General features: G+C 40.6%; 29 protein-coding genes, 1 riboswitch and 1 other annotated feature. Of the genes, 16 read left to right on the forward strand and 13 right to left on the reverse strand.

Going from position 1 to position 26,383, the window contains the following annotated elements:
- The first annotated feature begins 19 nt into the window (after window positions 1-19).
- The 3 genes from BN997_RS11055 to BN997_RS11065 all read left to right on the forward strand — a co-directional run bounded on the left by BN997_RS11055 (window position 20) and on the right by BN997_RS11065 (window position 2,954).
- Window positions 20-487: a tripartite tricarboxylate transporter TctB family protein gene (locus BN997_RS11055; RefSeq protein WP_338112889.1), complete on the forward strand. Its 468-nt coding sequence runs from the start codon at window positions 20-22 to the stop codon at window positions 485-487.
- Between the two features lie 18 nt (window positions 488-505).
- Window positions 506-1,999, forward strand: a complete 1,494-nt coding sequence (locus tag BN997_RS11060) for a tripartite tricarboxylate transporter permease (protein ID WP_042532257.1) — start codon at window positions 506-508, stop codon at window positions 1,997-1,999.
- A gap of 211 nt (window positions 2,000-2,210) precedes the next feature.
- Window positions 2,211-2,954: a SurA N-terminal domain-containing protein gene (locus tag BN997_RS11065; RefSeq protein ID WP_042532259.1), complete on the forward strand. Its 744-nt coding sequence runs from the start codon at window positions 2,211-2,213 to the stop codon at window positions 2,952-2,954.
- A 182-nt stretch (window positions 2,955-3,136) separates the two neighbouring features.
- Here BN997_RS11065 and BN997_RS11070 read toward each other — a convergent pair whose 3' ends face one another.
- From BN997_RS11070 to hisZ, 11 genes are all read right to left on the reverse strand, one after another.
- On the reverse strand, window positions 3,137-4,357 hold the full coding sequence (locus BN997_RS11070) for an Nramp family divalent metal transporter (RefSeq protein ID WP_042532261.1): 1,221 nt from the start codon (window positions 4,355-4,357) through the stop codon (window positions 3,137-3,139).
- Between the two features lie 53 nt (window positions 4,358-4,410).
- A complete protein-coding gene (locus BN997_RS11075) occupies window positions 4,411-5,352 on the reverse strand; it encodes an agmatinase family protein (RefSeq protein ID WP_042532262.1) in 942 nt (313 codons plus the stop codon).
- Window positions 5,353-5,586: 234 nt separating this feature from the next.
- Window positions 5,587-6,648 (reverse strand): histidinol-phosphate transaminase, encoded by a 1,062-nt coding sequence (gene hisC, locus BN997_RS11080; protein WP_042532264.1) that lies wholly within the window; start codon window positions 6,646-6,648, stop codon window positions 5,587-5,589.
- Window positions 6,641-7,273: a bifunctional phosphoribosyl-AMP cyclohydrolase/phosphoribosyl-ATP diphosphatase HisIE gene (gene hisIE, locus BN997_RS11085; RefSeq protein ID WP_042532266.1), complete on the reverse strand. Its 633-nt coding sequence runs from the start codon at window positions 7,271-7,273 to the stop codon at window positions 6,641-6,643. Before hisIE ends, hisC begins: the two co-directional genes overlap by 8 nt.
- A complete protein-coding gene (gene hisF / locus BN997_RS11090) occupies window positions 7,273-8,034 on the reverse strand; it encodes an imidazole glycerol phosphate synthase subunit HisF (protein ID WP_042532267.1) in 762 nt (253 codons plus the stop codon). Before hisF ends, hisIE begins: the two co-directional genes overlap by 1 nt.
- Entirely contained in the window at window positions 8,024-8,746 is a 723-nt protein-coding gene (gene hisA / locus BN997_RS11095) for a 1-(5-phosphoribosyl)-5-[(5-phosphoribosylamino)methylideneamino]imidazole-4-carboxamide isomerase (RefSeq protein ID WP_042532269.1), read from the reverse strand. The genes hisF and hisA overlap by 11 nt, the downstream gene beginning before the upstream one ends.
- Entirely contained in the window at window positions 8,743-9,348 is a 606-nt protein-coding gene (gene hisH / locus BN997_RS11100) for an imidazole glycerol phosphate synthase subunit HisH (protein ID WP_042532271.1), read from the reverse strand. The genes hisA and hisH overlap by 4 nt, the downstream gene beginning before the upstream one ends.
- Window positions 9,349-9,368: 20 nt before the next feature.
- Window positions 9,369-9,953: an imidazoleglycerol-phosphate dehydratase HisB gene (gene hisB, locus BN997_RS11105; protein ID WP_042532273.1), complete on the reverse strand. Its 585-nt coding sequence runs from the start codon at window positions 9,951-9,953 to the stop codon at window positions 9,369-9,371.
- Window positions 9,940-11,244 (reverse strand): histidinol dehydrogenase, encoded by a 1,305-nt coding sequence (hisD, locus tag BN997_RS11110; RefSeq protein ID WP_042532275.1) that lies wholly within the window; start codon window positions 11,242-11,244, stop codon window positions 9,940-9,942. Before hisD ends, hisB begins: the two co-directional genes overlap by 14 nt.
- Window positions 11,225-11,878: an ATP phosphoribosyltransferase gene (gene hisG / locus BN997_RS11115; protein ID WP_226895022.1), complete on the reverse strand. Its 654-nt coding sequence runs from the start codon at window positions 11,876-11,878 to the stop codon at window positions 11,225-11,227. The genes hisD and hisG overlap by 20 nt, the downstream gene beginning before the upstream one ends.
- Window positions 11,875-13,086, reverse strand: a complete 1,212-nt coding sequence (gene hisZ / locus BN997_RS11120; RefSeq protein ID WP_052484983.1) for an ATP phosphoribosyltransferase regulatory subunit — start codon at window positions 13,084-13,086, stop codon at window positions 11,875-11,877. Before hisZ ends, hisG begins: the two co-directional genes overlap by 4 nt.
- Window positions 13,087-13,199: 113 nt before the next feature.
- On the opposite strand from hisZ, the gene BN997_RS11125 reads away from it, so the two are divergent.
- The 7 genes from BN997_RS11125 (at window position 13,200) to BN997_RS11155 (ending at window position 19,244) form a co-directional block, all read left to right on the forward strand.
- A complete protein-coding gene (locus BN997_RS11125) occupies window positions 13,200-13,988 on the forward strand; it encodes a histidinol-phosphatase HisJ family protein (protein ID WP_042532279.1) in 789 nt (262 codons plus the stop codon).
- Between the two features lie 232 nt (window positions 13,989-14,220).
- Complete coding sequence (locus BN997_RS11130) at window positions 14,221-14,655, forward strand: universal stress protein (RefSeq protein ID WP_042532281.1); 435 nt, start codon at window positions 14,221-14,223, stop codon at window positions 14,653-14,655.
- Between the two features lie 278 nt (window positions 14,656-14,933).
- Window positions 14,934-15,509 carry a hypothetical protein gene (locus BN997_RS11135; RefSeq protein WP_052484984.1) on the forward strand — a complete coding sequence of 192 codons (576 nt, stop codon included), beginning with the start codon at window positions 14,934-14,936 and terminating at the stop codon, window positions 15,507-15,509.
- A 377-nt stretch (window positions 15,510-15,886) separates the two neighbouring features.
- Window positions 15,887-16,693: an alpha/beta fold hydrolase gene (locus tag BN997_RS11140; protein ID WP_042532283.1), complete on the forward strand. Its 807-nt coding sequence runs from the start codon at window positions 15,887-15,889 to the stop codon at window positions 16,691-16,693.
- 171 nt (window positions 16,694-16,864) lie between these two features.
- A complete protein-coding gene (murB, locus tag BN997_RS11145) occupies window positions 16,865-17,788 on the forward strand; it encodes a UDP-N-acetylmuramate dehydrogenase (protein ID WP_042532285.1) in 924 nt (307 codons plus the stop codon).
- A 104-nt stretch (window positions 17,789-17,892) separates the two neighbouring features.
- A riboswitch (PreQ1 riboswitch) is annotated at window positions 17,893-17,939 on the forward strand.
- Between the two features lie 125 nt (window positions 17,940-18,064).
- On the forward strand, window positions 18,065-18,562 hold the full coding sequence (gene queF / locus BN997_RS11150) for a preQ(1) synthase (protein WP_042532287.1): 498 nt from the start codon (window positions 18,065-18,067) through the stop codon (window positions 18,560-18,562).
- 46 nt (window positions 18,563-18,608) lie between these two features.
- Entirely contained in the window at window positions 18,609-19,244 is a 636-nt protein-coding gene (locus tag BN997_RS11155; protein WP_042532289.1) for a queuosine precursor transporter, read from the forward strand.
- Window positions 19,245-19,536: 292 nt separating this feature from the next.
- Here BN997_RS11155 and ehuA read toward each other — a convergent pair whose 3' ends face one another.
- Window positions 19,537-20,307: an ectoine/hydroxyectoine ABC transporter ATP-binding protein EhuA gene (gene ehuA / locus BN997_RS11160; RefSeq protein WP_042532291.1), complete on the reverse strand. Its 771-nt coding sequence runs from the start codon at window positions 20,305-20,307 to the stop codon at window positions 19,537-19,539.
- Between the two features lie 269 nt (window positions 20,308-20,576).
- Between ehuA and ytzI the strand changes: the two genes are divergently transcribed.
- The 3 genes from ytzI to BN997_RS11175 all read left to right on the forward strand — a co-directional run bounded on the left by ytzI (window position 20,577) and on the right by BN997_RS11175 (window position 22,562).
- Window positions 20,577-20,765: a YtzI protein gene (gene ytzI / locus BN997_RS11165; protein ID WP_042532293.1), complete on the forward strand. Its 189-nt coding sequence runs from the start codon at window positions 20,577-20,579 to the stop codon at window positions 20,763-20,765.
- Window positions 20,766-20,784: 19 nt separating this feature from the next.
- Entirely contained in the window at window positions 20,785-22,110 is a 1,326-nt protein-coding gene (locus tag BN997_RS11170) for a DUF1565 domain-containing protein (RefSeq protein ID WP_052484985.1), read from the forward strand.
- Window positions 22,111-22,253: 143 nt separating this feature from the next.
- Window positions 22,254-22,562, forward strand: a complete 309-nt coding sequence (locus BN997_RS11175; protein ID WP_042532295.1) for a hypothetical protein — start codon at window positions 22,254-22,256, stop codon at window positions 22,560-22,562.
- Window positions 22,563-22,655: 93 nt separating this feature from the next.
- Here the strand turns inward: BN997_RS11175 and BN997_RS11180 are convergent, their stop codons facing one another.
- Window positions 22,656-23,213 (reverse strand): M15 family metallopeptidase, encoded by a 558-nt coding sequence (locus BN997_RS11180; RefSeq protein WP_042532297.1) that lies wholly within the window; start codon window positions 23,211-23,213, stop codon window positions 22,656-22,658.
- 166 nt (window positions 23,214-23,379) lie between these two features.
- Between BN997_RS11180 and BN997_RS11185 the strand changes: the two genes are divergently transcribed.
- From BN997_RS11185 to proS, 3 genes are all read left to right on the forward strand, one after another.
- A complete protein-coding gene (locus tag BN997_RS11185) occupies window positions 23,380-24,003 on the forward strand; it encodes a glycerol-3-phosphate acyltransferase (protein WP_042532299.1) in 624 nt (207 codons plus the stop codon).
- Window positions 24,004-24,050: 47 nt separating this feature from the next.
- On the forward strand, window positions 24,051-24,533 hold the full coding sequence (locus tag BN997_RS11190; RefSeq protein ID WP_042532301.1) for a DUF456 domain-containing protein: 483 nt from the start codon (window positions 24,051-24,053) through the stop codon (window positions 24,531-24,533).
- Window positions 24,534-24,605: 72 nt separating this feature from the next.
- Window positions 24,606-24,860 (forward strand) — a binding site (T-box leader).
- Window positions 24,861-24,937: 77 nt separating this feature from the next.
- Window positions 24,938-26,374, forward strand: coding sequence for a proline--tRNA ligase (gene proS, locus BN997_RS11195; RefSeq protein WP_042532303.1), 1,437 nt, complete (start codon window positions 24,938-24,940; stop codon window positions 26,372-26,374).
- The last annotated feature ends 9 nt before the right edge of the window (window positions 26,375-26,383 follow it).

The following is a 26,383-nucleotide window of genomic DNA, read 5'->3' on the forward strand; positions in this document are numbered from 1 at the left end:
CCAATTAATTGGATTTGAGGTGATTGCATTGTTAAAGTCAATAAACAGCCGGGTAAGTCTGGTGTTGCTCGTTATTGCTATTGTCTATTTGATTTTCTCGTATCAGCTGCCGTCCTACGCTTATACGGAGGTAGATGCGGATGTTATTCCAAAAGTCTTGGGGTGGCTGTTAGTCTTTTTAGCAATATTATTATTTTTTTCAAAGGATAATGAGACAGAAGCGCAGCGACAAAAAAGAAATATACCTAAAAAAGAAATCGGGATGCTTCTCGGCGTTGGCGCACTCATATTTATATATATTTTCCTTTTAGAAATACTCGGGTTTATTTTGGTATCAGCACTTTTTATTTTTTTCTGTTCGCTGTTTTTAGGGTATAGAAGCCATATCGTTAATGGTATTGTCTCTATTGCATTTTCGGCTTTTATTTATTTTGTTTTTACTTCGCTATTACAGATATCTTTACCATCAGGAATCTTACCTTTATAAAGAGGGAGGGGAAATTTTATGGGAGCTATGGAAGGAATGTTAACAGGGTTACAAACAGCATTTAGTTTGCAAAGTATTTTTTTCGTTATGATAGGGGTATTTATTGGAACGTTTATCGGGATGCTGCCTGGTTTAGGTCCAATTAGTGCAATAGCTGTGATGATACCAATTACATTTGGAATGGACCCGACGGTTGCATTGATTATGATGGCAGGTGTTTATTACGGAGCCATTTTTGGAGGGTCTACATCATCTATTTTATTAAATGCTCCAGGTGTATCCGGAACGGTAGCTACTTCCTTTGACGGATATCCAATGGCGCAGCGCGGAGAAGCAGGGAAAGCTTTAGCGATAGCGGCGATAGCATCGTTTGTCGGCGGAACGGTGAGTGTTGTGCTGCTTATGCTGCTGGCTCCGATGCTTGCAAGCGTGGCTATTTCCTTCTCTCCGGCAGCTTATTTCGCTTTGATGCTGTTGGGATTGACTGCGATTTCGAGCTTATCTGAAGGCTCGACAATAAAAGCATTAATTTCTGCTGTAGCTGGTTTTATGGTCGTCACGGTAGGAATAGATGCTCAATCTGGAACGCAGCGGTTTACATTTGGAAATACAAATTTATTAGACGGTCTTGACTTCTTAGTAATTGCGCTTGGGTTATTTGCTTTGGCAGAAGTGTGTACGTTGATATTAAATAGAAAAGATAAATCGATTCAAAATGCACATAAAATCGGCAGTTTGAAATTAAGCAAACAGGATTGGAAGGATATGACCGGGCCCATGTCCAGGCATTCTATTATCGGGTTTATCCTGGGAGTGCTTCCTGGTGCAGGAGCAACGATTGCATCATTTATTTCCTATATTACGGAAAAAAGAATCTCTAAAAATCCAGAAGAATTTGGAAAGGGTTCTGTCAAAGGATTAGCCGCTCCGGAAACATCCAATAATGCTGCAACCAGCGGCGCATTTGTACCGCTGTTAAGCTTGGGGATTCCTGGATCTGGAACAACAGCTGTATTATTAGGCGCTTTCTTAGTACTGGGCGTACAGCCTGGACCACTATTGATGACCGATCAGCCTGATATATTTTGGGGGGTCATCGTCAGTATGTATATTGGCAATATCTTTTTGCTTATACTGAATTTACCGTTAATTCCTTACATAGCAAAGATATTAATGGTGCCCCGACCGCTGCTGATTTCATTGGTTGTTATGTTTAGTATGATTGGCGTTTATGCAATCAGCTTCAATACGTTCGATTTATACATGCTGCTGCTATTTGGCGTCATCGGATTTTTAATGCGGTTATTTTCATTTCCTGCGCCGCCATTTATATTGGCATTTATCCTGGGAGGAATGCTGGAGCAATCCTTCCGTCAATCGATGACGATATCGAATGGAAGTTTGTCTATTTTCTTTCAAGACCCGATTGCTCTCAGTATTTTAGCAGTAGCGGCATTATCTTTATTCATTCCATTGATTTCAAAAGTTAGAAAAGGAAAGAAAAATAATTAAAAACCGGTTCTGCTTCATATTATATTTCCGGGTCAACCTAAGCAAGAGCAGCGTAAAATCCTGCTCTTGCTTATTTTAAAGAATAAAAAAAGTCAGACAGACTCATACTGTTATAGAACTGTAACAAAAATTAATGCTTGAAAACTTGAAACAGGGAAAGCATGTATGATTGAATGGAACATGACAAATCAAAAAAGCGAGGGATGTTTCAATGAAGAAACTGTCACTAACAATATTGATGATAATCACCATGCTTCTAGCAGCATGCGGAAATGATGATAACGAAGGCGAGCAAGAAGGCGCTGAACAAGGACAAGAGCAGCAAGAACAGGGAGAAGAGCAAGCCGCACCGCAAGAGCCGGATCCGGTAGAATTCTCTGATGATGAATTTTTAGATAAAGAGGAACCAGTTGTTGTTGTAAATGGAGAAGAAGTGAATGGAGCAGCGTATAACGCAGCTTATTCTCTAGTAAAATCAATGTCTGCTCAATACGGTCAGGATGTTTCAGATTTAGAAGCAGTACAGGATCAAACGATTGATTATCTTGTAGAACAAGAGCTTATTATGCAAGAAGCAGAAGATGCCGGTATCGAGGTAAGCGATGAAGAAGTGCAAGAAGAAGTAGATGCGGCGAAAGAAAGCGGCGGAGAAGAAGGCTTTCAACAATCACTGGAGCAGTTAAATTTAACAGAAGAACAATTTGCACAGCAGCTCAGATTTGATTTAGCAACACAGCAATATATGGAAGAAGAAGTAGATACAGAAGTAACAGATGAAGAAGTGCAGGAAATGTATGATCAGTTATCTGCACAAATGGGTGACCAGGAAATGCAAGACCTGGATGAAATTAGAGATGATGTGGAACAAATGGTTATCCAGAACAAACAGCAGGAAGCTTATACCAATAAAGTAGATGAATTAAAAGAATCTGCTGAGATAGAGGAACAAATTTAAAACTTTCTAAAGATGAAGCAATTTATTTTTAGAAAGCAGCAGAGAGAATTTTTTCTGGGAAGGATCGTCAGGGTCGGCGAATGATTGCCTGATACCAGACAGGATGAACCTTTACAGAAGAAAAAAATCTCATGAATAAAAAAGGAAGTGATTCTCCAAAGGGAGAGCACTTCCTTTTTTTCTTATAAAAAGCTGCTGATAGCATCTACTAAACTGTACGTACCGAGAAAGAAAACAACCGCAGTAACCAGACCGCCAATGATATTTAACCATAATGGATTTACGTATTTCCCCATTGCATTTTTCCTGTTCACAACTACCATGATGAAAACTGCAATAAGCGGCAGGATGATTCCATTTAATGCTTGTGCGACAAGCAATACTTCTAGAGGTTCAAAACCAATTGCAGAAGTGATAATTCCTAAAATAATGACGACACTAAAGACCGTTTTATATTTCTTATTAGCAAATCCGCCTTCCCATCTCATAAAGCTGCTTACAGTCACCGCAGCGCCCATAGGAGAAGCAATAGCAGATGAAAAACCGGCTGCAAAGAGACCGATACTAACAAATATTGGAGCTAAATCTCCCATCAGGGGCTCTAATGGGGAAGCAAGCTGTACCACGCTTGTCACCTCTGTACCTTGGATTAATGCACCAGCTGTAATTAATATTGCTGCGGTAATAATACCGCCCACTGTAATGGAAAGGATGGTATCTGTTCTTACTGCTTTTAAATCCTTTACATTGTTCCATTTCTCACTCACTGTAGAAGCATGAATAAAGAAGTTATAGGGAACAACGGTAGTACCAATTAAAGCAATAATCATCAGAATAGATCCGTCTGGAATCGATGGAATAAATGCTCCGTCAAGAACGTGGAGAACGTCAGGTCCGGCGACAAACATCGTGGTAATAAAGGTGATACTCATAATAACGATTAAAAAAATCATGACTTTTTCAATAAATTTATAACCGCCAAGTAAATTGAGCATTAAAATAATAATTCCGATAATTGGCGCAACATAATTTTCAGAGATGCCGGTTAAGTAAGAAACACCTAGAGAGGTTCCTAATAAATCTCCGCTTATGTATGCGGCACAGCCTACACAAACCGCAATAAGGACAATCCATACGGATGCGAATTTTAGAATTTGATTCTGGAATAATTCACGAATGTTTTCTCCTAAGCCCTGTTTTGTTACAATTCCAATTCTGGCTACCATTTCCTGCAAAAAAATCGTCGCTATAATGGAGAAAATAACTGCCCATAATAAAGCAAAACCAAATCCTGCCCCTGCTCTTGTCGCAGTCGTTACTGTACCGGGGCCGATAAAAGATGCCGTAATGATAGCACCCGGTCCAATGATTTTGAGCTTCTCAACTAATTTTGATTGCGCCAAGTAAAACGCCTCCTTTGTATGATAAGCAGGAAGGGGAAGCTCCCTTTTCCTGCTTACTTGGCTTGCCCGCCATGAACATGACCGGCCAATACATACAGCACGGCTGTCGATACAAAATGTGCTGAATTTTGATTGAAATCCTGCTGCGGATAGACCTCTACAAAATCCATCCCGCAAAGGCCGCGTTTAGCAAATTCATAAATCATTGTCAGAAGCTCATAGGAAGTCAATCCATTTCCGTCCACTGGTCCGCCCGGATTGAAAGCAAAATCAAGCACATCACTGCAAATCGTCAAATAAACAACATCAACGTCCTTGGAAGCCATCTTATAGATTTCATTTGCATATTTCTTTAAATCACTTTGCTCGCGGATGTCATTGATGGTTATCGTTACAGCGCCGGCTTCATTTGCATGCTTGCCTGTTTCCGGTTTATTACGCGGGCCTTTGATTCCTGTATGAATCAAGCTTTCGTTACGTACACCTTCCGTTTCATATAAGCGCATAAAAGGGGTGCTTCTGGCGAACTTATCTCCTTCATGATGCGGCATATTATCATAATGGGAATCAAGGTGAATAATACCTACTTTTTTGCCTGTGTTGGTCAGGCCTTTTACAATCGGATAAGTAATACCGTGGTCTCCGCCAAGTCCGACTAGAAACTTCCCGCTTTTCCACAGATTTTCTGCAAAGTCCTCAATTCGATTCATGGTTTCCGGTACATCATGAGGAACGATGCTGACATCGCCGACATCGCCTAAACTTAGATGGTCTTCTACATTGATATGGTCTAATTCCGGCAGATATGTACTGTATCTGGCAGAGGATAAACGAATTTGCTTTGGACCAAGCTCACAGCCCGTATAATCTCCCCATGTACAGGCGCCTTCCCAAGGTACGCCATAGATTAGTACATCGGTATCAGGATTCTTTTGGTTTGTCAGATTTCTCGCTCCTAACAGCGGCGGTGTATTGCCATAAATATTTGTGCTCATTATCATTCTCCTTTTTTGAATAGAATTCGTTTTATCTGTTAATTCTTAAACAATCATAGAAAATAGATTGTTTATCAAGCCACCGGAATAAGGACAGATTTAAAAATATTCCTTATTTTATATATACACTTCTGAAAAATATATAAACCTTAATTTTCGCTATATAAAAAGCCATTAGAGGATTTCCTCTAACGGCTTTCCATGAACCTATTCTGCTTGGTTAAAATAAATACCTTATTTTTCAATAATGTAATCTATAGCGTGTAATAGCTTCGTCATCTGTTCCTTTGTCCCAATGGAAATCCGTAAATAGTTTTCCAGCTTTGGTTTATTAAAATAGCGGATTAGGAAGCCGGCCTGCTTCAGCTCCATAAACAGTTTCTCAGCCTCTATCCCTGCCGGTGAAGCAAGCACAAAATTGGCTTGAGAAGGAAGGACATGGAAGTCTCTTTTCTCTAATTCCTGCCGAAAGTACTCTCTCGTTTTAATAATTTCGTTTCTCGTTTTTTCAAAATAAGCAGTATCCCGGAATGCTTCCATAGCGCCGGCAATGGCTAACCGGTCAATCGTATAGGAATTAAACGAATCTTTTACCCGCGTTAATCCGTCAATCAGATCTTTATGACCCATCGCCATACCTACACGGAGGCCGGCAAGCGAACGGGATTTAGACAGGGTTTGTATAACAAGTAAATTCGGATAGCTGTCTATCAGGGAAGCAGCTGATGCTTTAGCAAAGTCAACGTATGCTTCATCCACAATCACAATCTGATCAGGATTATTTTTTAAGATTTCTTCTATCGCTTCCAGCTCCATGTATAAGCTGGTCGGTGCGTTCGGATTGGGAAAAATAACGCCGCCTTCTGCGTTAAAGAGTGATGGGGGAGAGATGGTGAAATCATCCTCCAACGCCACTTCCTCTACATCCAGCTGATAAAGCTTTGCATATACAGGGTAGAAGCTGTAGGTGATATCTGGGTATTTAATGGCCTTCCCAGGTTCAAAAAAAGTCATAAAACTAAGCGCAAGCACTTCATCGGAACCATTGCCGATAAAAACCTGTTCTTTTTTTAATCCATAGCAGCCTCCAATTTCCTCTCTGAGATTATCGACAGCAGGGGAAGGGTAAAGCTGCAATTTCGTCCTTGCCTCCTCCTCAATCGCTGCAATAACGTTTGGAGAGGGGGGAAAAGGGTTTTCATTCGTATTTAATTTAATAATGGATGAATCATCTAATTGTTCCCCGGGAATATAAGGTTCCAGCTGTTCGATTAAAGGATTCCAAAATCTACTCACGGTGCTGTCCCTCTTTTTCAATATGGCGTTCGTTCAATATTTTTTTAATATCTTTGGAACTTACGCCTTGCTCCTCCATTAAAACAAGGGAGTGATACAATAAATCAGCTAGCTCATTGGTTAATTCCTCTTTATCATTATTTTTTGCGCCGATAACGACCTCCGTCGACTCTTCACCGATTTTTTTTAGAATCTTATCTAATCCTTTATTAAACAGGTACGTTGTATAAGCGCCTTCCTGCGGGTTTTCTTTACGGTCTTTGATTTTGTCGGTCAGCTCATTAACGATAGAGAATAACGGTTTTTCTGTTTCAGATAAGGTTGTTTCAAAGCAGGTCGTTGTGCCTTTATGGCAGGCAGGGCCAAGCGGCTGTACCTGGACAACTAAAGCGTCCTGATCACAATCCACTGAAATGTTTTTGACTATCTGCTTATTTCCGGAAGTTTCCCCTTTATTCCAGAGCTCCTTACGGCTGCGGGAATAGAACCAGGTTTCCCCGGTTTCTAATGTTTTTACTAAAGCAACCTCGTTCATATAAGCTAAAGTCAATACTTTTCCCGTTGCGTAATCCTGAACAATAGCCGGAACGAGTCCATTTTCATCGTATTTGATTGAAATCTCCATTATGCTTTCCTCCTCATTGGTATTCCTTGTGAGGATAAATATTCTTTTAATTCCGGAATAGGAATCTCCTCGTAATGAAAGACAGATGCAGCAAGTGCAGCATCGATACCTTCTGCAAAAACTTCTGAGAAATGCTCTATTTTACCTGCGCCGCCGCTGGCAATCACAGGGATATTGACGGCATCTGCAATTTTCTTGGTTAATTCGATTTGATAGCCATTTTTTTCACCGTCTGCATCCATGGCATTGACAACCAGCTCGCCTGCCCCGAGTACTTCTCCGCGTTTCGCCCATTCCACTGCATCTATCCCGGTATCTTTTCTTCCGCCGTTAATAAATACATGGAACGCACCATCTGCTGTTCTTTTTGCATCAATCGAGAGCACGATACATTGACTGCCAAACTTATCAGAGGACTCCTTAATTAATTCTGGACGCTGCACAGCTGCACTGTTTACCGAAACTTTATCCGCGCCGGCATGAAGCACACTGTGAATATCCTGGGTGGTACGGATACCGCCGCCGACCATAAAAGGGATAGCAATTTCGCGTGCAACTTGTTCAACGACATCCAGAAAAATGTTTCGCTCTTCGTTGGAGGCAGTAATATCGTAAAAAACAAGTTCATCTGCTCCTTCACGGTTATAGCGGGCAGCCAATTCCACCGGATTAGCAACGTCCTTGATGTCCTGAAATTTCTTACCTTTAACGACCCGGCCTTTATCTACATCCAGACAGGGGATAATGCGTTTAGCGAGCATGATTGTCCTCCTCTACAACGTCTTCCAGTTGAATAGTACCATCATATAGCGCTTTTCCAATAATTGCCCCGTAAAGGTCAAGTGCCTGAAGGCTGGCAACATCCTCTTTTCGGGAAACCCCGCCGGAAGCAATGATATTCATATTGGTTGCTTCCTGCATCGCTTTCAGCTCCTCCAGATTCGGTCCGCGCAGCATGCCATCCTTTAAAATATCCGTATATACAATCGTTGTTAAGCCGGCTGCTTCTAATTCCTTCGCAAGGTCAGCAGCTTTTTTATCGCTATTTTTTGTCCAGCCATCTGTTGCAATATAACCATTCCGAGCATCGAGAGAAACTGCGATTTTATCTCCATATAATTGAATTGCTTTAGTGAGCATGTCCCAATCAGTGATTGCAGAGGTGCCGAGGATAACCCGGGCAGCACCGCCTTCCACGTACTCTCTAATCGTGTCCAGGGAGCGGATACCGCCGCCGACTTCAACAGGAATGGATAATGCCTGAATGGTTTTAAGGATAATTTCTTTATTTTGGGGGTCTCCTGTTTTAGCTCCGTCTAAATCGACCATGTGGAGGAAGGTGCCGCCTGCTTCCTGCCATCTTTTGGCTGTGTCCACCGGGGAGTCATTATAGGTTGTCTGCTGATTATAATCGCCCTGCTTTAAGCGGACACAGTTGCCATCTTTCACATCAATTGCTGGAAAAATGATCATGAAATCATCTCCTCATAATTTTTCAATAATGCAATACCGATATCCCCGCTTTTTTCCGGGTGAAATTGCATTCCTGTTATATTTTTATCCTGCACGATTGCTGGTACGCGTCCGCCATAATCGGCACTGGCGACCAATGTTTTTTCTTCCAGTTCATCAATTGCATAGGAATGGACGAAATAAACATATGGATTTTCTCCGAGCTGATGTAATAAGCGCTGAGGCTGATTGGATTGCAGGATATTCCAGCCCATATGCGGCACTTTGACCCTGTCTGAAATACGTTTTACCGAACCGGATAGAAGACCAAGTCCTGTACATCCGCCATTTTCTTCGCTGAATTCATAGAAAAGCTGCATCCCAAGACAGATGCCTAAAATTGGCTTGCCGCTTGCCGCTTCTTTTTTCAAAATCGTATCTAATTTGTAGCGCTGTAATGCTTCCATCGCATCCTTGAAGGCGCCGACGCCTGGAAGAATAATGGAATCCGCCTGATGGATTTCTTCCGGATCCATGGTCAATTTAGAGTTTTTCCCTAATTTATCTAATGCAAATTGCAGGCTTTTAATATTTCCTGCACCGTAGTCAATAATGGCAATCATATCCCAGCCTCCTTTTAATCTTATAGGCTTCCTTTCGTAGAAGGAACACCCTTTATGGTCGGGTCAATGGATACCGCTTCACGAATTGCTCTGCCCAATCCTTTGAAGATGGATTCAATCATATGATGTGTATTGGTTCCGTATAAAACTTCCACATGAAGGGTCACCTTGGCATGGCTGGTGAAGCCAATCAGAAACTCTTCCACTAATTCGGTATCGAAATTCCCGACTTTGTCCTTTAACCCGTCTACACGATAAACTAAAAAGGAGCGGCCGCTGATATCGATGGAAATGGAGGAAAGAGATTCATCCATTGGTGTTGTTGCTGTTGCATAGCGTTTAATGCTTTCCTTTGTTCCTAATGCTTCATTAAATGCCTGACCAAGCACAATGCCGATGTCTTCTACCGTATGATGCTGGTCTACCTCTAAATCTCCGTCACATGCGACCTGCAAATCTAATCCGCCGTGTTTGGTAAAGAGAGTCAGCATATGATCTAAAAAGCCGACCCCTGTTTTTAATTCTGATTTTCCTTCTCCATCTACGTTAAGAGCAAGGGATATATTCGTTTCTTTGGTTTGCCGTTCTTTTTCAGCTTGACGCATCGTTGTTCTCCTTTCGAATTCGAATTGCATTGGCATGCCCGGTCAGGCCTTCCGCTTCAGCAATTGTGATAATGGTATCAGCATAATCCAGCAGCCGTTCCTTTGAATAATGAATGGTGCTCGATTTTTTCATGAAGTCATACACACCGAGCGGGGAGGAAAAGCGAGCGGTCCCATTTGTCGGCAGCGTATGGTTAGGGCCAGCAAAATAGTCACCTAAAGGTTCGCTGGAATACGGACCGATAAAAATAGCTCCAGCATGCTTAATTTTCTCCACTTGTTCTTCCGCATTATTTCCCATTAATTGCAGATGCTCCGGAGCAATCGTGTTAATTAATTCGATTGCTTGTGCTTCATCCTCGCAGATAATAATTTTTCCGTTTGTCTGAATCGATTCACGGATAATAGCTGCCCGCTCCAGTAAAGGAATTTGCCGCTCAACCTCTTTTTGTACTTTCTCTGCATAAGCAGCATCTGTTGTCACACAAATTGAGGCAGCATCCTCTGCATGTTCCGCCTGGGATAATAAATCAGCGGCAACGTAGGAAGGAGGGACGGTATTATCAGCAAAGGCACAAATCTCACTTGGACCTGCAATCATATCAATGGCAACATCGCCAAACACCCATTTTTTCGCACGGGCGACAAATGCATTCCCGGGTCCAACGATTTTGTCAGCTTTAGGGAGACTCTCTGTTCCATAGGCCAGAGCAGCAACAGCCTGAGCGCCGCCAATTTTGAATACCTGATCCGCACCGGCGATTTTTGCTGCTGTCAGTACAACAGGATCAATCGTTCCGTCGGGGCGGGGAGGGGTTGTAATCACAACCTGCTCGACACCGGCAACGACAGCTGGAATCACATCCATTAATACCGTGGAAGGATAGCTTGCTTTTCCTCCGGGAACGTAGACTCCGACACGCTCCAGTGGGGTTATTTTTTGACCAAGACGAATGCCGGGCTGCGGGCTGAACTGAAAACCTTCTTCTTTGGTTCGTCGCTGGTACTGGCGAATGTTTTCCGCAGCTTCTGTTAATGCTTGAAAGAGAGCTGGCTGTTCAGATTTTACTTTATCAAAGGCAATATTCCATTCCTCATCAGAAACGAGCAAGGAGGATAAATCAGCTTTATCAAATTTTTTACTATATGCAAGTGCTGCTTCATCACCGTGCTCCTGTACAGCACGGATAATTTCCAAAACCTGCTCATCTAAATTTCGCTGCATCAGCTGTGTTGCTTTTTCAGTATTTACTGCATTTTGTTTATATGTTTCATAACGGAGAATTTGCATTTTTCTCACTCACAACCTGTTCCAATTTTTTTAGTACATCTTGAATTTCTTTTGAACGTGTTACGAAGCTTGCTTTATTCACAATAAATTTTGTACTGATGGTTTCGATATCTGCTAATACCTCTAATCCATTTTCATGCAGGGTGTTTCCTGTCTCGACAATATCAACGATGTAATCCGCAAGTCCAATTAATGGCGCCAGCTCAACGGATCCATTGAGATGTACGGTCTCAATTGTCTGATTACGTTTGTCAAAAAATTTCTTGGCAATATTCGGATATTTGGTGCCAATCGTTAACGACTGATTATCAGGAAGAGAGACTCCTTTTTTTCCGGCGACAGAGAATTTACATTTTCCAATCCCTAAATCAAGAATTTCATAAACATCTGCTTCTGTTTCAATAATATTATCTCTGCCGACAATCCCGATATCCGCAGCGCCTTTTTCAACATAAATCGGAACATCCATCCCTTTTAAAAAGATTAACCGTAATGTCTTATCTTTATTAAAAAAAACGAGCTTACGGGTTTTTTCATGAAACCCTTCAAAATGGATTCCTGCTGCTTCTAGTAAATCAATCGATTGCTTTGCAGGGCGGCCTTTGGCTAAAGCGATAGTTACTGGCTGCATCATTTAACGTCCTTTCTAAAATACCAATCTAGTAATTCCTGATTTGTCTTAAACACTGCTGCTTCTTTTTGTTTACTATATACTATCTCTTCGGATTTTACGAGTATCTCCGGTGAATCAGAGCGATTTTCCTTTTTATCGAACGCCTTTACAATGACTGTCTGATTTGCTTCCCGGAACAATTCGGCGAGTTGAAAAGCATGCTGGCGTTCAGAAGCTTCATAACGAAGCTGGATTATCTCAGCTTCTGTAAAGATGCCAGGGAGCAGGTCAACAAGCAAATCAACCTCAAAAGCAAAGCCGATTGCCGGCGTTTCCTGATGAAAGGAGCGGGTTAAATAATCATAGCGTCCTCCCATCATAATGGGCTGGCCAAGCCCCTCCGCAAAGCCCTGAAAGATAATGCCGGAATAATAATTCATATGGTTGATCAGGCCAAGGTTGATCGAAATATAGGAATCCACCTGATAATCCTGGAGAAGCTGGTACACTCTTGATACATAGTCCAGTTCTTCACGCATCTTGTCTGATGAGATAATATTCTCCGCTTCATCGATAACAAAGCTTGCATCTCCGTATAACATTGGAATTTTACGAAGCTTTTCAATTAAGGCAGCCTCCAGTCCCAAGTCTTTTAAAAAGGGAACAATCTCCGAGATGTTTTTCGACTGAATATATTGATCCAGTTCTTTCTGCTGCATGGCGTCCAGGTCAGCCTCGCGTAATAATTCTTTATAAAAAGCAGCATGACCAATTTCTATTTTAAAAGAAGGAATCTCTAATTCTTTTAAGCTGGTTACAGCTAATGCAATCAGCTCTGCATCAGCTTCCGGCGTACGTTCTCCAAATAGCTCTACACCTGCTTGTGTGCGGGAGCGTTCTTCTGTCGTGGAACGGAAAATATCCAGCACATAGGAGAGGCGTCCGGTTGCTACTTCCTCCTGCAAATTGGTATAATGTCTGGCAATCGGGATGGTTGCATCCGGCCGCAGTACGAGCACTTTTCCAGATGGGTCGATCAGCTTCAGCATATCGGCTGTATTGACGGTCCCTTGAACATCGTTATATAAATCATAATTTTCAAAAACGGGTGTCTCCACCTGCTGATATCCAAATTTAGAAAAGCGGCCGGTTAATGTATGGATAACATGACGTTTTTTTGAAAATTGTTTCGGGTAGAACATGGTATGAAGCAGTTGTTTATTTCTCATAAAAATTCTCCTCCGCATTCAACGCTTTATCAATTTAATGCTTTATCTAATTAAAGTTATTTAGTATTATAGTAATGTTCAGAAAAAAAGTCAATGAAAGGAGCATAACTTTTATGTATGATTTTCATATGCACTCAAGCTTTTCGGCAGATTGCGATGCAGAGATGGAGGAGATGATTCAGGAAGCGATAAACAAAGGGATGAAGGAAATTGCGTTTACAGAGCATTTAGATGTGGATTATCCGGATAAGGAATGGGAGTTTAGCTTCGATAAAGAAGCTTATCAAAAAAAATTAGAAGGGTTGCGGGAGAAATATCAGGATCGAATCCAAATCCGTAAAGGGATTGAGGTAGGGGTGCAGCCGCATGTGCTTCAGGAGACATCCGATTTTATTAATCAGTTAGAGCCGGAATTTATTATTTGTTCCATGCATTCGGCAAATAAACAGGATTTGCATTCCGGTGAATTTTTTGAAGATAGAACCGTAGATGAAGCATATCGTATTTATTTTGAAGAGTACTATGAATGCCTGAAAAATTTTAAAAACTATCATATTTTAGGTCATCTTGATTTAGTCAGCAGATATGCATCTGGGGGCTGGGAACATGTGCCGCAGGATATTATGGAAGAAATATTAAAACTGGTTATTTCAGAAGGCAAGGGAATCGAATTAAACACATCCGGCTATAAATATGGTATGAATGCACCGCTGCCAAGTAAAAATTTATTGCGATTATACCGTAAGCTTGGCGGAGAAATTATCACATTAGGTTCTGATGCGCACCGTCCGGAAGAGATTGCTGCTCATTTTGAAGAGGCTAAAGAGATATTAACAGATTGCGGTTTTTCTTATATATGCAGTATGAATGGAGATAAGGTACAATATCACTCTATAAAATAAAAATGCAATTCAGCGGGGGTTGCTGCTAATAGAATCAATTGGTCGTTGCTGACTGTTAGAACTTCCGTAAAGAGACACCATAATTCTTCATTTATGAGGCGGGATTCTTACAGTCAGTTACACTGTGTAAATTAATGACGCTTTTTCAACACTTTTATGAATTTGTAAACGTTTTAAAGGAAATGTGTTACGATAATAATAGGAAGACAATACGAGTTAGGGAGGAATAGGGATGAGTATGAATATATTAGTAGCTTATGACGGATCCGACCTTAGTAAAAAAGCAGTAGAAGAAGCGAAAGAGCAGGTGAAGCTTGCAGAAGACGCCATTGTCCATGTGGTTACCGTTATTTCCAATGGCGGACCGACTGTAAATGCAGCCCTTGCCCGTGCATTTATGGACGATTTGGCAGAGGAAGCACGTCCTGCCATTCATGAAATATATAAAGATTTGGAAGCGGATGGAATAGCATGTGAAACAGAAGTTTTGATAGATTATTCTTTCCGTAATCCAGGTTCTAAAGTGATTGAATATGCCAAAGAGAAGGAAATAGATTTAATTGTTTTAGGAAGCCGCGGACTTGGAGGAGTAGGAAGATTTCTGCTTGGAAGCGTCAGTACGCAGATTGTTCATCAATCGGCGTGTAAAGTACTTGTTGTGAAATAAAGGATAAATAAAAGTCTCAAGCTCTCATGATATTTGGTTATGAGAACTTGAGACTTTTATTTATAAGGGGTGAACCAAGTCTCTGAGCACTTTTTGCCCAAACGATTAGTGACAGCAGCAATCATATTATTTCAATCAGCATAGTATGGCAGCATATTTTCCAGTCTATGAAGAATAGTACTTTAAAAATCTCTTGACCATTAATAGGCATCTATGTATAATTTTAATCGTAATCATTACGAAACGTAATCATTACGCATAATGGAAGGAGTGTTTCTATGAAGAAGTTTTGGCAATTAGGAATTATATTAGGCTTAATTAGTTTCCTGTTTATAGCTGGCTGTCAGTCCGGAAATGAAGAAGCAGATAATCAAGATGAAGGGACAGACAACCAGGAAGAGACAGAAGGAAATCATGAAGAAGAAGAGCATAACCATGATCATGATGACGAAGCGGTTTCCTTCGAGGATGTGCCGGAAAATATCGAAATTGAAGGGTTATCCGACCATTACCATACAGGCGATGTTTTTAAATTAGAGGCAGTAACAGAAGAGGAAGGTTTGGATCATTGGCACTGGTACATACGTGATTCTGCTGAAGAGGAATGGACCGTAGCAGAAGATCAATACGGGGATTCTTATATGGGTGATGCAGAAGTAGATGGACAGGAAGTTCTTGCGGTTCTATACGATGATGATCATAATCCAGTTGCCAAGTCTCCTGTTACAGAAATTACGATTGACGACCATGAAGGCGAGGATCATGACCATGAGCATGAAGATGGTGAGGAAGGCGATCATGACCACGATCATGACCACGATCATGAGCATGAAGATGACGACCATCATCATTAATCATATTATGAATAGAGGGCAATAAAGACTTATAAGCAGAAATGGATTATCGGCCGGGATATTATTATGAACGGATTGCCCAATAATGATTGAAAGCAAATAGAATGCTGTTTAAAAAGCAGATTCTATTTGCTTTCTTTTTATAGATACCCATGGCGGAGGAATGAACAGAGGGCTTCCTGCAGGTACTTATTTTTCAATCATTATTTTCTTAAAATTTGTATTTTAATTCCTGATAAAAAATATGCCAATGAAGTAAAAAAATAAACACATAAAGTAGAAGAAATGGTGTTCCAGCAAAGGAAGGATGTTATAATAGCTATGTACTTCAGAGCATGAGATGTACTTAGATTTACAACAGAAATTGAGGGAAATAAATGAGAAAGAAGATTGCAGGTATTGTCCTGGGTCTCCTGGTTATCTGCGCCATTGCAACAGGTATTTATTTTTACCAGAACGATGAAACGCAAGCAGAGGAGTATACCGGTGCACCGACGATTTTTATACATGGTTATAAAGGAACGGAGAATTCATTTGGTCATATGCTTGACCGTTTTGAAAATACGTACCAATGGGGAAATAAAGGATTTATCTACTATGTGACAGAGAACGGAGATATTGTCGATTATAACTTAAATAACGGGAGATATGCGCCCATGTTTGTACAGATTGTTTTAGAGGATAATCGTGCAAGCTTTGAGGAAAGTACAGAATGGATTGCGGCAGTGCTTCTTCATCTAAAGGAAAATTATCGAGTGGAGGAAGTTAACCTGGTCGGACATTCTATGGGCGGTATTCTTGCTGTGAAATATACGATGGAATATGCAAGGAATGACTATCCATCTGTTAATAAACTTGTAGCCATCGGCAGTCCATTTGATGGTATTTATAATGAAAGATATTTTGAAATTCATCAAGATGCAGCTGCAGAAGATTTGAAACCCGATTCGCATGCGATAAATATGCTGCAGCAGAATATGTTTCCTGCGGATGTGGATGTTTACAGCATTGCCAGTACAGGTGATTCCGTTGCTGTTCCGGAAAGTGTGAAGGCACTGAGGAGTATGATACCCGAACAAAATTTCAAAGAGACGATTATTGATGACCCGCAGCTGACACACAGTGCCTTGCACGAAAGTATGCAAATTGATAAATTGATTCATAGCTTTTTGTGGCAAGATTAAAGTGAATCAACTACAATGGTATAGGATTGATTTATCAAATAATCTTACTTCAGTTATGCGGAAATGCTCAACTGGAGTAAGATGAATGCCTGTTTTTAACAAAGTAGGAAAAGAATGAGAATATAAAGGTCAAATAGAGAAAAGCTTTTGACAAATTAAAGGAATGATAGCATGAATAAATACCATCATCTTTATGATCAATTAATTCAACATACGAAAAAAGAGAATGTATTAATGAATGAGCCGATTAGAGAACATACGTATACGAAATTAGGCGGGAAAGCGGATTTTTACATTACTCCGTCCACTTACGAGGAAGTACAGGCGATTATTCGCTTTGCTAATCAGGAAAATGTCCCATTTACAATGCTTGGAAATGGTTCTAATCTGATTGTGAAGGATGGCGGCATCCGCGGAATCGTTATGAACCTGCAGCAGCTGTCGGCTATTTGGAGAGAAGGAGGTAAAGTTATCTCTCAGAGCGGAGCAAGAATTATTGATGCTTCCCGTTTTGCTTTAAATGAAGAGCTTGCCGGTTTAGAGTTTGCCTGCGGTATTCCAGGTTCCGTCGGCGGAGCGCTATATATGAATGCAGGTGCATATGGCGGAGAAATTAAAGATGCGCTGGAAAGTACGGTAGTTGCGACAAAGGACGGCGAACTGCTGACATTAACAGCAGAGCAATTAGATCTCAGCTATCGCACAAGTAACATCCCGGACAACGGTTATATTGTGTTGGAAGCAACATTCGCGTTAAAGCCCGGGAACAAAGAAGAAATTAAAGAAATGATGGATGATCTTACATATAAAAGAGAATCCAAACAGCCGCTCGAGTACCCGTCTTGCGGCAGTGTGTTCAAACGCCCACCCGGTTTTTTTGCCGGCAAGCTGATCCAAGACTGTAATCTTCAAGGGAAGCAAATTGGCGGAGCAGAAGTCTCCACAAAGCATGCCGGTTTTATTGTAAATAAACAAAATGCAACGGCTTCCGAATATATTTCCTTAATTCAATTTGTTCAAGCGACGGTAAAAGAGAAATTTGATGTGCAGTTAGAGCGGGAAGTGCGGATTATTGGCGAGGATGTGGAAGGATAGCCTCATGGCACAGGTTCTGGCTGTGATAGAGGATGGCTGGGATAAAAAGAAAATTTGACATGCCTTTTATCTATTCTTATAATATGAAGTGTTATTTTAAACTTCAGGCAGAGGTTCTTAGCTTAAACCCTCTATAAAAAACTAAGGACAACTTGCGATTATCAAGCCGTGTTCCTTGGGAGCACGGCTTTTTCTATGTGAGGAAGTTTTGAACTGCAAGGTAATAGAAAATAACTGATTTCTGTTATCGTAATATATCTAAAGGAGGTGATGAGTATGGCAGGAAGAAGTGAGAAGGATCTTCAAGGAATTGAATTGCTGGGAAATAAAGAAACGAAATATGCGTTTGATTATACACCTGAGATTTTAGAAACATTTGATAATCAGCATCCAAAACGTGATTATTTTGTGAAATTAAACTGTCCGGAATTTACAACGCTTTGTCCGATAACGAATCAGCCGGATTTTGGGACGATTTATATCAGCTATATTCCAGATATCAAAATGGTAGAGAGTAAGTCTTTAAAATTATATTTATTCAGTTTCCGGAATCATGGTGACTTCCATGAGGACTGTGTCAATATTATTATGAACGATTTAATTGAGCTGATGGATCCGCGTTATATTGAAGTAAGAGGAAAGTTTACGCCCCGCGGAGGTATTTCCATCGACCCGTATTGCAATTATGGAAAAGCGGGGACAAAATTTGAAAAGATGGCAGAAAACCGGTTAATGCAGCATGATATGTATCCGGAAAAGATTGATAATCGATAGAGGGAAACTAAGATCCTTGCACCTTTGAAGAGAAGGGAACAGGAGAATGTATATTTATTTCACTGCCGTTTTTGTCGGCCTATTATTATTATCGAATATTTTGTCGGTTAAATTATTTGAAATGGGAAGTATTGTATTGCCCGCTGCAGCGATTGTATATGTGATTACTTATTTGATGACGGATGTCATTGGGGAAGTTTATGGAAAAAAGGCAGCTCGGAGAACGGTCCAGGCTGGTTTTCTCACACAGGTGCTTGCCATGGTATTTATTTATATTTCCATTCAGCTTCCGCCGGCTGCCGATTTCCAATCACAGGCTGCCTTTGAAGAGATTTTTAATGGGAGCTTCCGGATAATTTTAGCAAGCCTGGTTTCTTATTTTGTCAGCCAGCACCTGGATGTTTCCATTTTTCATACGTTAAAACAGCGGCATGGAAGGAAAAAGCTGTGGCTGCGTAATAATTTATCAACGATGACGAGCCAGCTCTTTGATACCGTCCTATTTATTACGATTGCTTTTTGGGGCGTTGTCCCGACATCTGTTTTACTGGGAATGATTGTCTCGCAATATATTTGGAAGTTTACCGTTGCAGCGGTTGATACACCATTTGCGTATCTGCTTGTCCGCTGGGCGCGAAAATATGAAGAAAAACATCAGTCGGAGTTATTGAAAGCTTCCTGATGAAGGAGAGGAAGTTTCATAAATTCTTATTTTGCATAACAGGAAAAAACCAGTCAATCCGGCTGGTTTTTTTAATACATTCGTAATATACGAAATCCTTTGCTCCCCTAAGAGCCTTTTCCTCTTATATTATTGCCTTTACGGAATATTTTTCCTTTAAATTATAAGTGAAACTTCAAAATTAAAATATTGATAGGTAACCCATTTGAACCCGTTTAACCAGAAACATAAAATATCTATAAAAACCTCAGCCGAAGCTAAACATGGCTGGGGAGGATTAAATATTTTTCGCTCACCCTCTAAAACGCTGCAAAAAGGATTGAACACGAGGGTTCTCTGAATGCTCGATGACCTCACTTGCTGCACCTTGCTCTGCGATAACCCCTTCATCTAAAAAGAGTACCTTATCCGCTATATCCAGGGCGAAGTTCATTTCATGCGTGACAAGAACCATCGCCATATCATCATTTTCTGCAATATCACGAATAACATTTAGCACCTCTCCGACCAGCTCCGGGTCAAGTGCAGAGGTAACCTCATCAAATAACATGATTTTAGGACGCATCACAAGGGCACGGGCCATGGCTACCCGCTGTTTTTGTCCGCCTGAAAGCTGACTTGGATAATTATCCAGTTTACTCCCGAGTCCTACACGCTCCAGCATTTCTATCGAGCGCTTTTTTACTTCGTTTTTTACTTCGTTTTTCACATGCATAGGCGCTGTCATACAATTTTCTAAAATCGTCATATGCGGAAATAGATTGAAATGCTGAAATACCATTCCAATCTCACCGCGAATAGAGCGCAGATGATTTTCATTCGCATGCATCCATTTTCCGTTCTTCTCCATTTTCCACAAATTGCGGCCGTCTACGATAATGTCTCCAGATGTTGGCTGCTCTAATGTCATCAGCATCCGGATAATTGTTGTTTTCCCTGATCCGCTTGGACCAATGACAGCGACTTTTTCACCTGGATATATATCTAAATCAATCCCCTTCAATATCTCCACATTCCCAAAGGATTTATGAACATTTTGATAGGTAACGATAGGTTCTGGCATTATTGTATTGCTCCTTTGCACGCATTTTTTATTTCAACTTACTAAAAAAGAAACTTCTATCATAAAGAGATTTCCGAGTGATTCTCCGTGATAAACTTTAATAACATACATACTAGAGTTTATACTAAGTCCCAATATGGTACAAGCAAAGGGGAGTAAGTGGTTTCTTATATTGGAGGCGCAGTAACTTACAGCAAAATAGAAATTAATTGAAAAGGCATGCATAGTTTAATAGGATAGAATATAAGAAAAGATGATGGAGGTATATTATGGGGTCCTATATCGCAGTAATTGCTGTTTCGGTCATTGTGGTTGCAATGGTTATTATTTTATCCTTGGTTACATTATCAAAAGGGTATGGCTATAAGCATAAAATAGATCCGCTTCCTGGTGAAGAGGAGAAGAAGAATAGTGACGGTAACGGCAATGAGGAGAATCAGAAAGAAGAAAAGAAATAAGGTTATCTAGGAGAAAGCCATGAAGAGTATGGGATTATTTATGATTGCAGCATGTGCAGCTGCCGGTGTTTTATTTACTGTCTGTTCGCTGTATTCTACAAACCAAGTAATTTATGTAGCAATGGATGGAAACGATCAAAATGAAGGTACATTGGAGTCTCCCTTTCAGACAATTGCTAAAGCCAGCTCGGAAGCGGAGGCGGGCGCTACTGTATATATTCGGGAAGGGACGTATAAGGAGCCGCTGATCGTCCAGCACAGCGGCACGAGGCACAAGCCAATCTCCTTTCAAGCGTTTGAAGGGGAAGAAGTTATTATGGACGGCGAGAGTTTGAATACTGTGGATGGAAACCGTGCACTTGTTGTTCTGGAGGATAAAAATTACATAAATATAGAAGGATTGACTATCCAAAATGTAACGACAGATGCAATGGATGAAACGGTAATGGGGCTTTTCATCAGCGGTTCCAGCAGCCATATTACAGTGAGAGACAACTTTGTCAAAGGAATAAAAACGTGGCATGAGGAAGGGAACGGACACGGGATTGCGGTATATGGTACGGATTCAATGAAAGATATAAATATCATAGATAATATCGTTGAGGATTTGAAGCTGGGTACCAGTGAATCGATTGTATTAAATGGAGATATTGACGGGTTTACGGTAGATGGGAATATAGTTCAGTTCAGTGATAATATTGGAATCGATCTGATAGGATATGAAGGTGTTGCCAATAATCCCGCTGCGGATTATGTCCGTAATGGGACGGTCCAAAATAATACAGTCCACCATATTTCCTCTTCTACAAATCCGGCGTACGATGGCGAGTATAGTGCGGCGGCTATTTATGTAGATGGCGGAAAAGATATTCTGATTAAGAAAAATGAATTATATGAGAATGATATAGGTATTGAAGCTACTTCGGAACATGCCGGGAAATATGCGGAAGGTATACAAATTATAGATAATCTGATTTCAAATAATCATTATACCGGAATTGCTATTGGCGGCTATGATGAAGAGAGAGGCGGCACTCGTGATACGCTGATTACGAAGAATATCCTGTATCAAAACGATACGAAAGACTTAGACGGCGGCCAGCTTCTGGTGCAGTATAATGTGCATGATAATGAAATAAAGGAAAATGAATTCACTGCCGGTCCATCGCGTATTTTTATTGCGAATTTCTTTCAGGAAAACAAAGATAATCGTTTGATTGAAAATATTTATTATAGAGAATCAGAAGAAGAAGGCATCTGGATTTGGAAGGGTGAAGAATATCGTTCTTTTTCTGCATTTACAGAGGCTTCCGGGGAGGAAGCCTCGCAATATATTGCGGAATAAAACGGGCTGTATTGTCTGTTTTAAAGGGGCATCTCCTGCTGTGAAGAACAGACGGTAATCCAAGCCATATTTTTTCCTAATCTAATAGAGAAGTTTTAGACCTCCCAAAATAGGTAATATTTTTATAAAGGAGGTTTCCAAAGATGGCACGAAAGAAATACTATGTAACAGTGGATACGGAGGAAATCCGAGAGCTTTCGCTACCTGAAAACGGAATTGAGTATGAAATATATGCGACACCGGAAGAGGTAAAAGAAGTGGAAGTTTTATTTGCCAGAAAAGAAAAAAATGCAAAGGATGCCGTTAAATTCGTAGGAAAACCATTTGATGAACAGCCTGTCGATGCCAAACGAGATAATTACGAGGGAGATTTGATTGCCCTCTACCGCAAATTATATGATTTAGGAACTGATAAAACCAAGAGCGAAATCAAGGAACTTCGTCTGTTTTAAAATAGGATGATAAAAAGAAATGCAGGCAGAAACTTTTTTTCTGCCTGCATTTCTTTTTGTGAAATATATTCGAATATAATAAATCAGACCATCTTATTCTTCTCCAACAGGAGGACGGTATCCCTGCTGCAACTCAGAAATGCTCAAACCAAATGTCATTTGCAGATGCGGGTAATCTGTAAAGCTATTAAAATCTCCGCCCCATTCAAAACCTAATTCCTTTGCAATGTCTGCAACTTCAAACCAATCAGACTCTCCATTGTTATTCCCATCATAATGGATATCCCAAATAACCTCTCCATCATGATTACGAATCGCATAATCGACAGCCAGCCCATAATTATGATAGCTTTCCCCGGCTCTGGCATGGGTAACAATATCTTCTTCATTTTCTCTGCCTCTGGCGTACAGTGTTTCCTGCTCTTCCTCTGTACGCAGACCATCTGTAATAACGACCTCTATATCTATATCATCCGCACGATCAATTAACGTATCCACCGCTTCTTGGACATCGGGATGAAGTTCTGATACTGTTTCTTCTCCATCCACTCTTTCATAAGAAGGGGTTGTCTGCTCGTAAAGCCAGAACAGCAAACCTATAAAAAGAATAATGGCAATCCAAGAAAGCGTAAAATGCTTTAAAGCTTTCATTCGATATTTTGGGCTCCTTTAAAAAGAATCTCTAGTTCTATCATAACATGTACGGGCTTTTGGTGAAGGATTGAACAGTTAGCGAAATCTGGCAGTTTTGCAAATTGATTTCTTCGCTGATCTAGACATATAATGAGATAAACTTGACAGAAATGGAGGGAAAACAATGTATTATTACCTCATCAGCTGTTTGATTGGCTATATTTTTGGCTGTATTCATGGATCGCAAATCGTTGGCAAGATAAAAAAGCGGGATATTAAGGGGGAAGGCGTAAAGAATGCCGGAGCATCGAATACAACGATTCTGCTAGGCTGGAAATATGGGATTGTTGTTGCGCTTATCGATATTTTTAAAGCGACACTTGCCATTTTGCTTGTTCTCTTTATTTTAAATGAAGCGGGAATGTCGGCTGAGAGAATTTCGCTATCTATTTATTTGACGGCTTTATGTGTTATCATTGGTCATAATTATCCAATTACGATGAAATTCAGTGGCGGGAAGGGCACGGCATCGTTAGTAGGCGCACTAATTGCCATTGATTGGCGGGTTGCATTAATTGGAATTGCTATCTTATTATTCTTTACCTTTGCAACGGACTACCTTGTTATTGGTGTGCTGTTTATGTATCTTTCCTTTTTAATTACAACCTATTATTTCTTTGGGAATGGACCTGCGCTGGTAGTGATCTTTTTAACATTGCTATGTATATACAAACATATGGAAAATTATCGCCGTATTCTATTAAAAGAAGAGACCAGGCTATCCAGTATGTTTAAAAAGAGTGCTTAAAGAGAAGGATTTAAAAAGGAAGTTTTTTAAGAAGGAGCGTGGACGAATTGGATATTTTATTATGGATTATCATTATCCTATTATTTATCGCAAGCTTTCTAGGAATTATTTTCCCAATGATTCCATCAGTTATCGCGATTTGGGGCGGATTTTTAGTCTATTATTTCTTTATAAACAGTGACTCCCTGACCTGGTGGTTTTGGACAGGAATGATAGTTATCACAGTTATTCTTTTTGTAGCGGATATTATCGCCAACAGTTATTTTGTGAAAAAATTTGGCGGGAGTAAGGCAGGCGAAAGAGGAGCTGCAGTTGCTGTTATTGTCGGATCATTTATTACACCGCCATTTGGAATTATTTATGTGCCATTTTTTACGGTTCTTGCTATTGAAATGATACAGCGCAGGACAGCAAAAGAAGCAATCCGCGCGTCGATTGGTTCTTTTTTAGGGTTTTTAGGCGGATCGGTTGCGAAAGTAGTATTGCAGCTAATAATGATTGCCTGGTTCTTCATTGCAATTTGGTTTTAACTGGACAGCATATATGAAAAAAATCGTCAGCTTCTTGACTTTCATCAGTGAGAACTATATATTAAAAGCATAGTTGAAATGTTGACGGAGAATAGTACGTTGTAAATGTCTAACACAGAGAGAAAAAGAATGCTGAGACTTTTTCTTAGACAGACAAGGGAACCTGCCTTCTGAGTTCGCCATATAAGGAGTTCTGCTCTGAAATTGGCGCGGTTTTGGACCGTTATCCAATAAAGTGTATATATATGCTGGACGCGTCTATAAAATAATAGATGGCAGCTTATATATAAACAAGGGTGGTACCACCACTAAACCTCGGTCCCTTTTTTTGGATGGAGGATTTTTTGCGTTTACATGGAAATTTCAAATAATAGAAGAGCAAAATAAGAAAGAGGTGCTTACTTTTGGGTAAGAAGAATAAGCAATTTGTAGAAAAAATTACAGCGATGGAGAATGATTTCGCACAATGGTATACAGACGTCGTCAAGCAGGCGGAGCTTGTGGACTACGGTCAGGTTCGCGGAACGATGATTATCAAGCCATATGGCTATGCAATTTGGGAAAATATCAAAGATGAATTAGATCGTATGTTTAAAGTAACAGGGCACACCAATGTGGCCTTCCCGCTTTTTATTCCTGAAAGCTTACTGCAAAAAGAGAAGGATCATGTAGAAGGATTTGCTCCCGAGGTTGCCTGGGTAACCCATGGCGGAGATGAGGAATTAACAGAACGTATCGCCGTGCGTCCAACCTCTGAGGTGCTTTTCTGTGATTATTACTCAAAAAATATCCATTCTTATCGTGATTTGCCAAAGCTGTATAATCAATGGTCTAACGTGGTTCGCTGGGAAAAAACAACACGCCCGTTCCTGCGTTCTTCTGAATTTCATTGGCAGGAGGGCCACACAGCGCATGCGACAGATGCCGATGCGACAGAAGAAACAAATCGGATGCTTGAAATTTATGCCAAGCTGGTGGAAGACTATCTAGCAATTCCTGTTCTAAAAGGAAAGAAAACAGATAAAGAAAAATTTGCTGGAGCTGAATTCACGTTAACGATTGAAGCGTTGATGCATGATGGAAAAGCCTTGCAATCCGGTACTTCTCATCATTTTGGTTCCGGATTTGCAGAAGCATTTGACATTACGTACCTGGATGAAAACGGTGAAAGCCAATTTGTGCATCAAACTTCCTGGGGATTATCTACCCGGATTATGGGTGCATTAATTATGGTACACGGAGACAACCGCGGATTAGTAGTGCCTCCAAAGATTGCGCCGACACAGGCAATGATTGTACCAATCGCGCAGCATAAAGAAGGGGTTCTCGATAAAGCTTATGCGTTACGCGACCAATTGGCTGGTATTGCCCGCGTGGACATTGACGGCAGTGATAAAATGCCGGGCTGGAAATTTAATGAATATGAAATGAAGGGTATTCCGGTCCGTATCGAAATGGGGCCAAAGGATATTGAGAAGGAACAGGTTGTTCTTGTCCGCCGTGATACGGGAGAAAAAGAATTTGTCGCCTTAACCGATGTAGAAGAGCGTCTGGCTGCCTTATTGGATGAAGTACAGGCAAACCTTTATAAACGTGCGCTGGAACATCGTGTAGAGATGACACATACTGCGAAGGATATGGATGAATTTAAAACAGAAATCGAAAAAGGCGGATTTGTCAAAGCAATGTGGTGTGGAGATGTTGCTTGTGAAGAACAGATTAAAGAAGAAACATCCGCAACCTCCCGCTGTATCCCATTTGAACCGGAAAGCGTATCGGAAACATGTGTATGCTGTGGTAAAAAAGCAAAAGAATTAGTTTACTGGGCCAGAGCATATTAATCATAAATA

The organism is Oceanobacillus oncorhynchi (assembly GCF_000821065.1).
GTDB lineage: Bacteria > Bacillota > Bacilli > Bacillales > Amphibacillaceae > Oceanobacillus > Oceanobacillus oncorhynchi.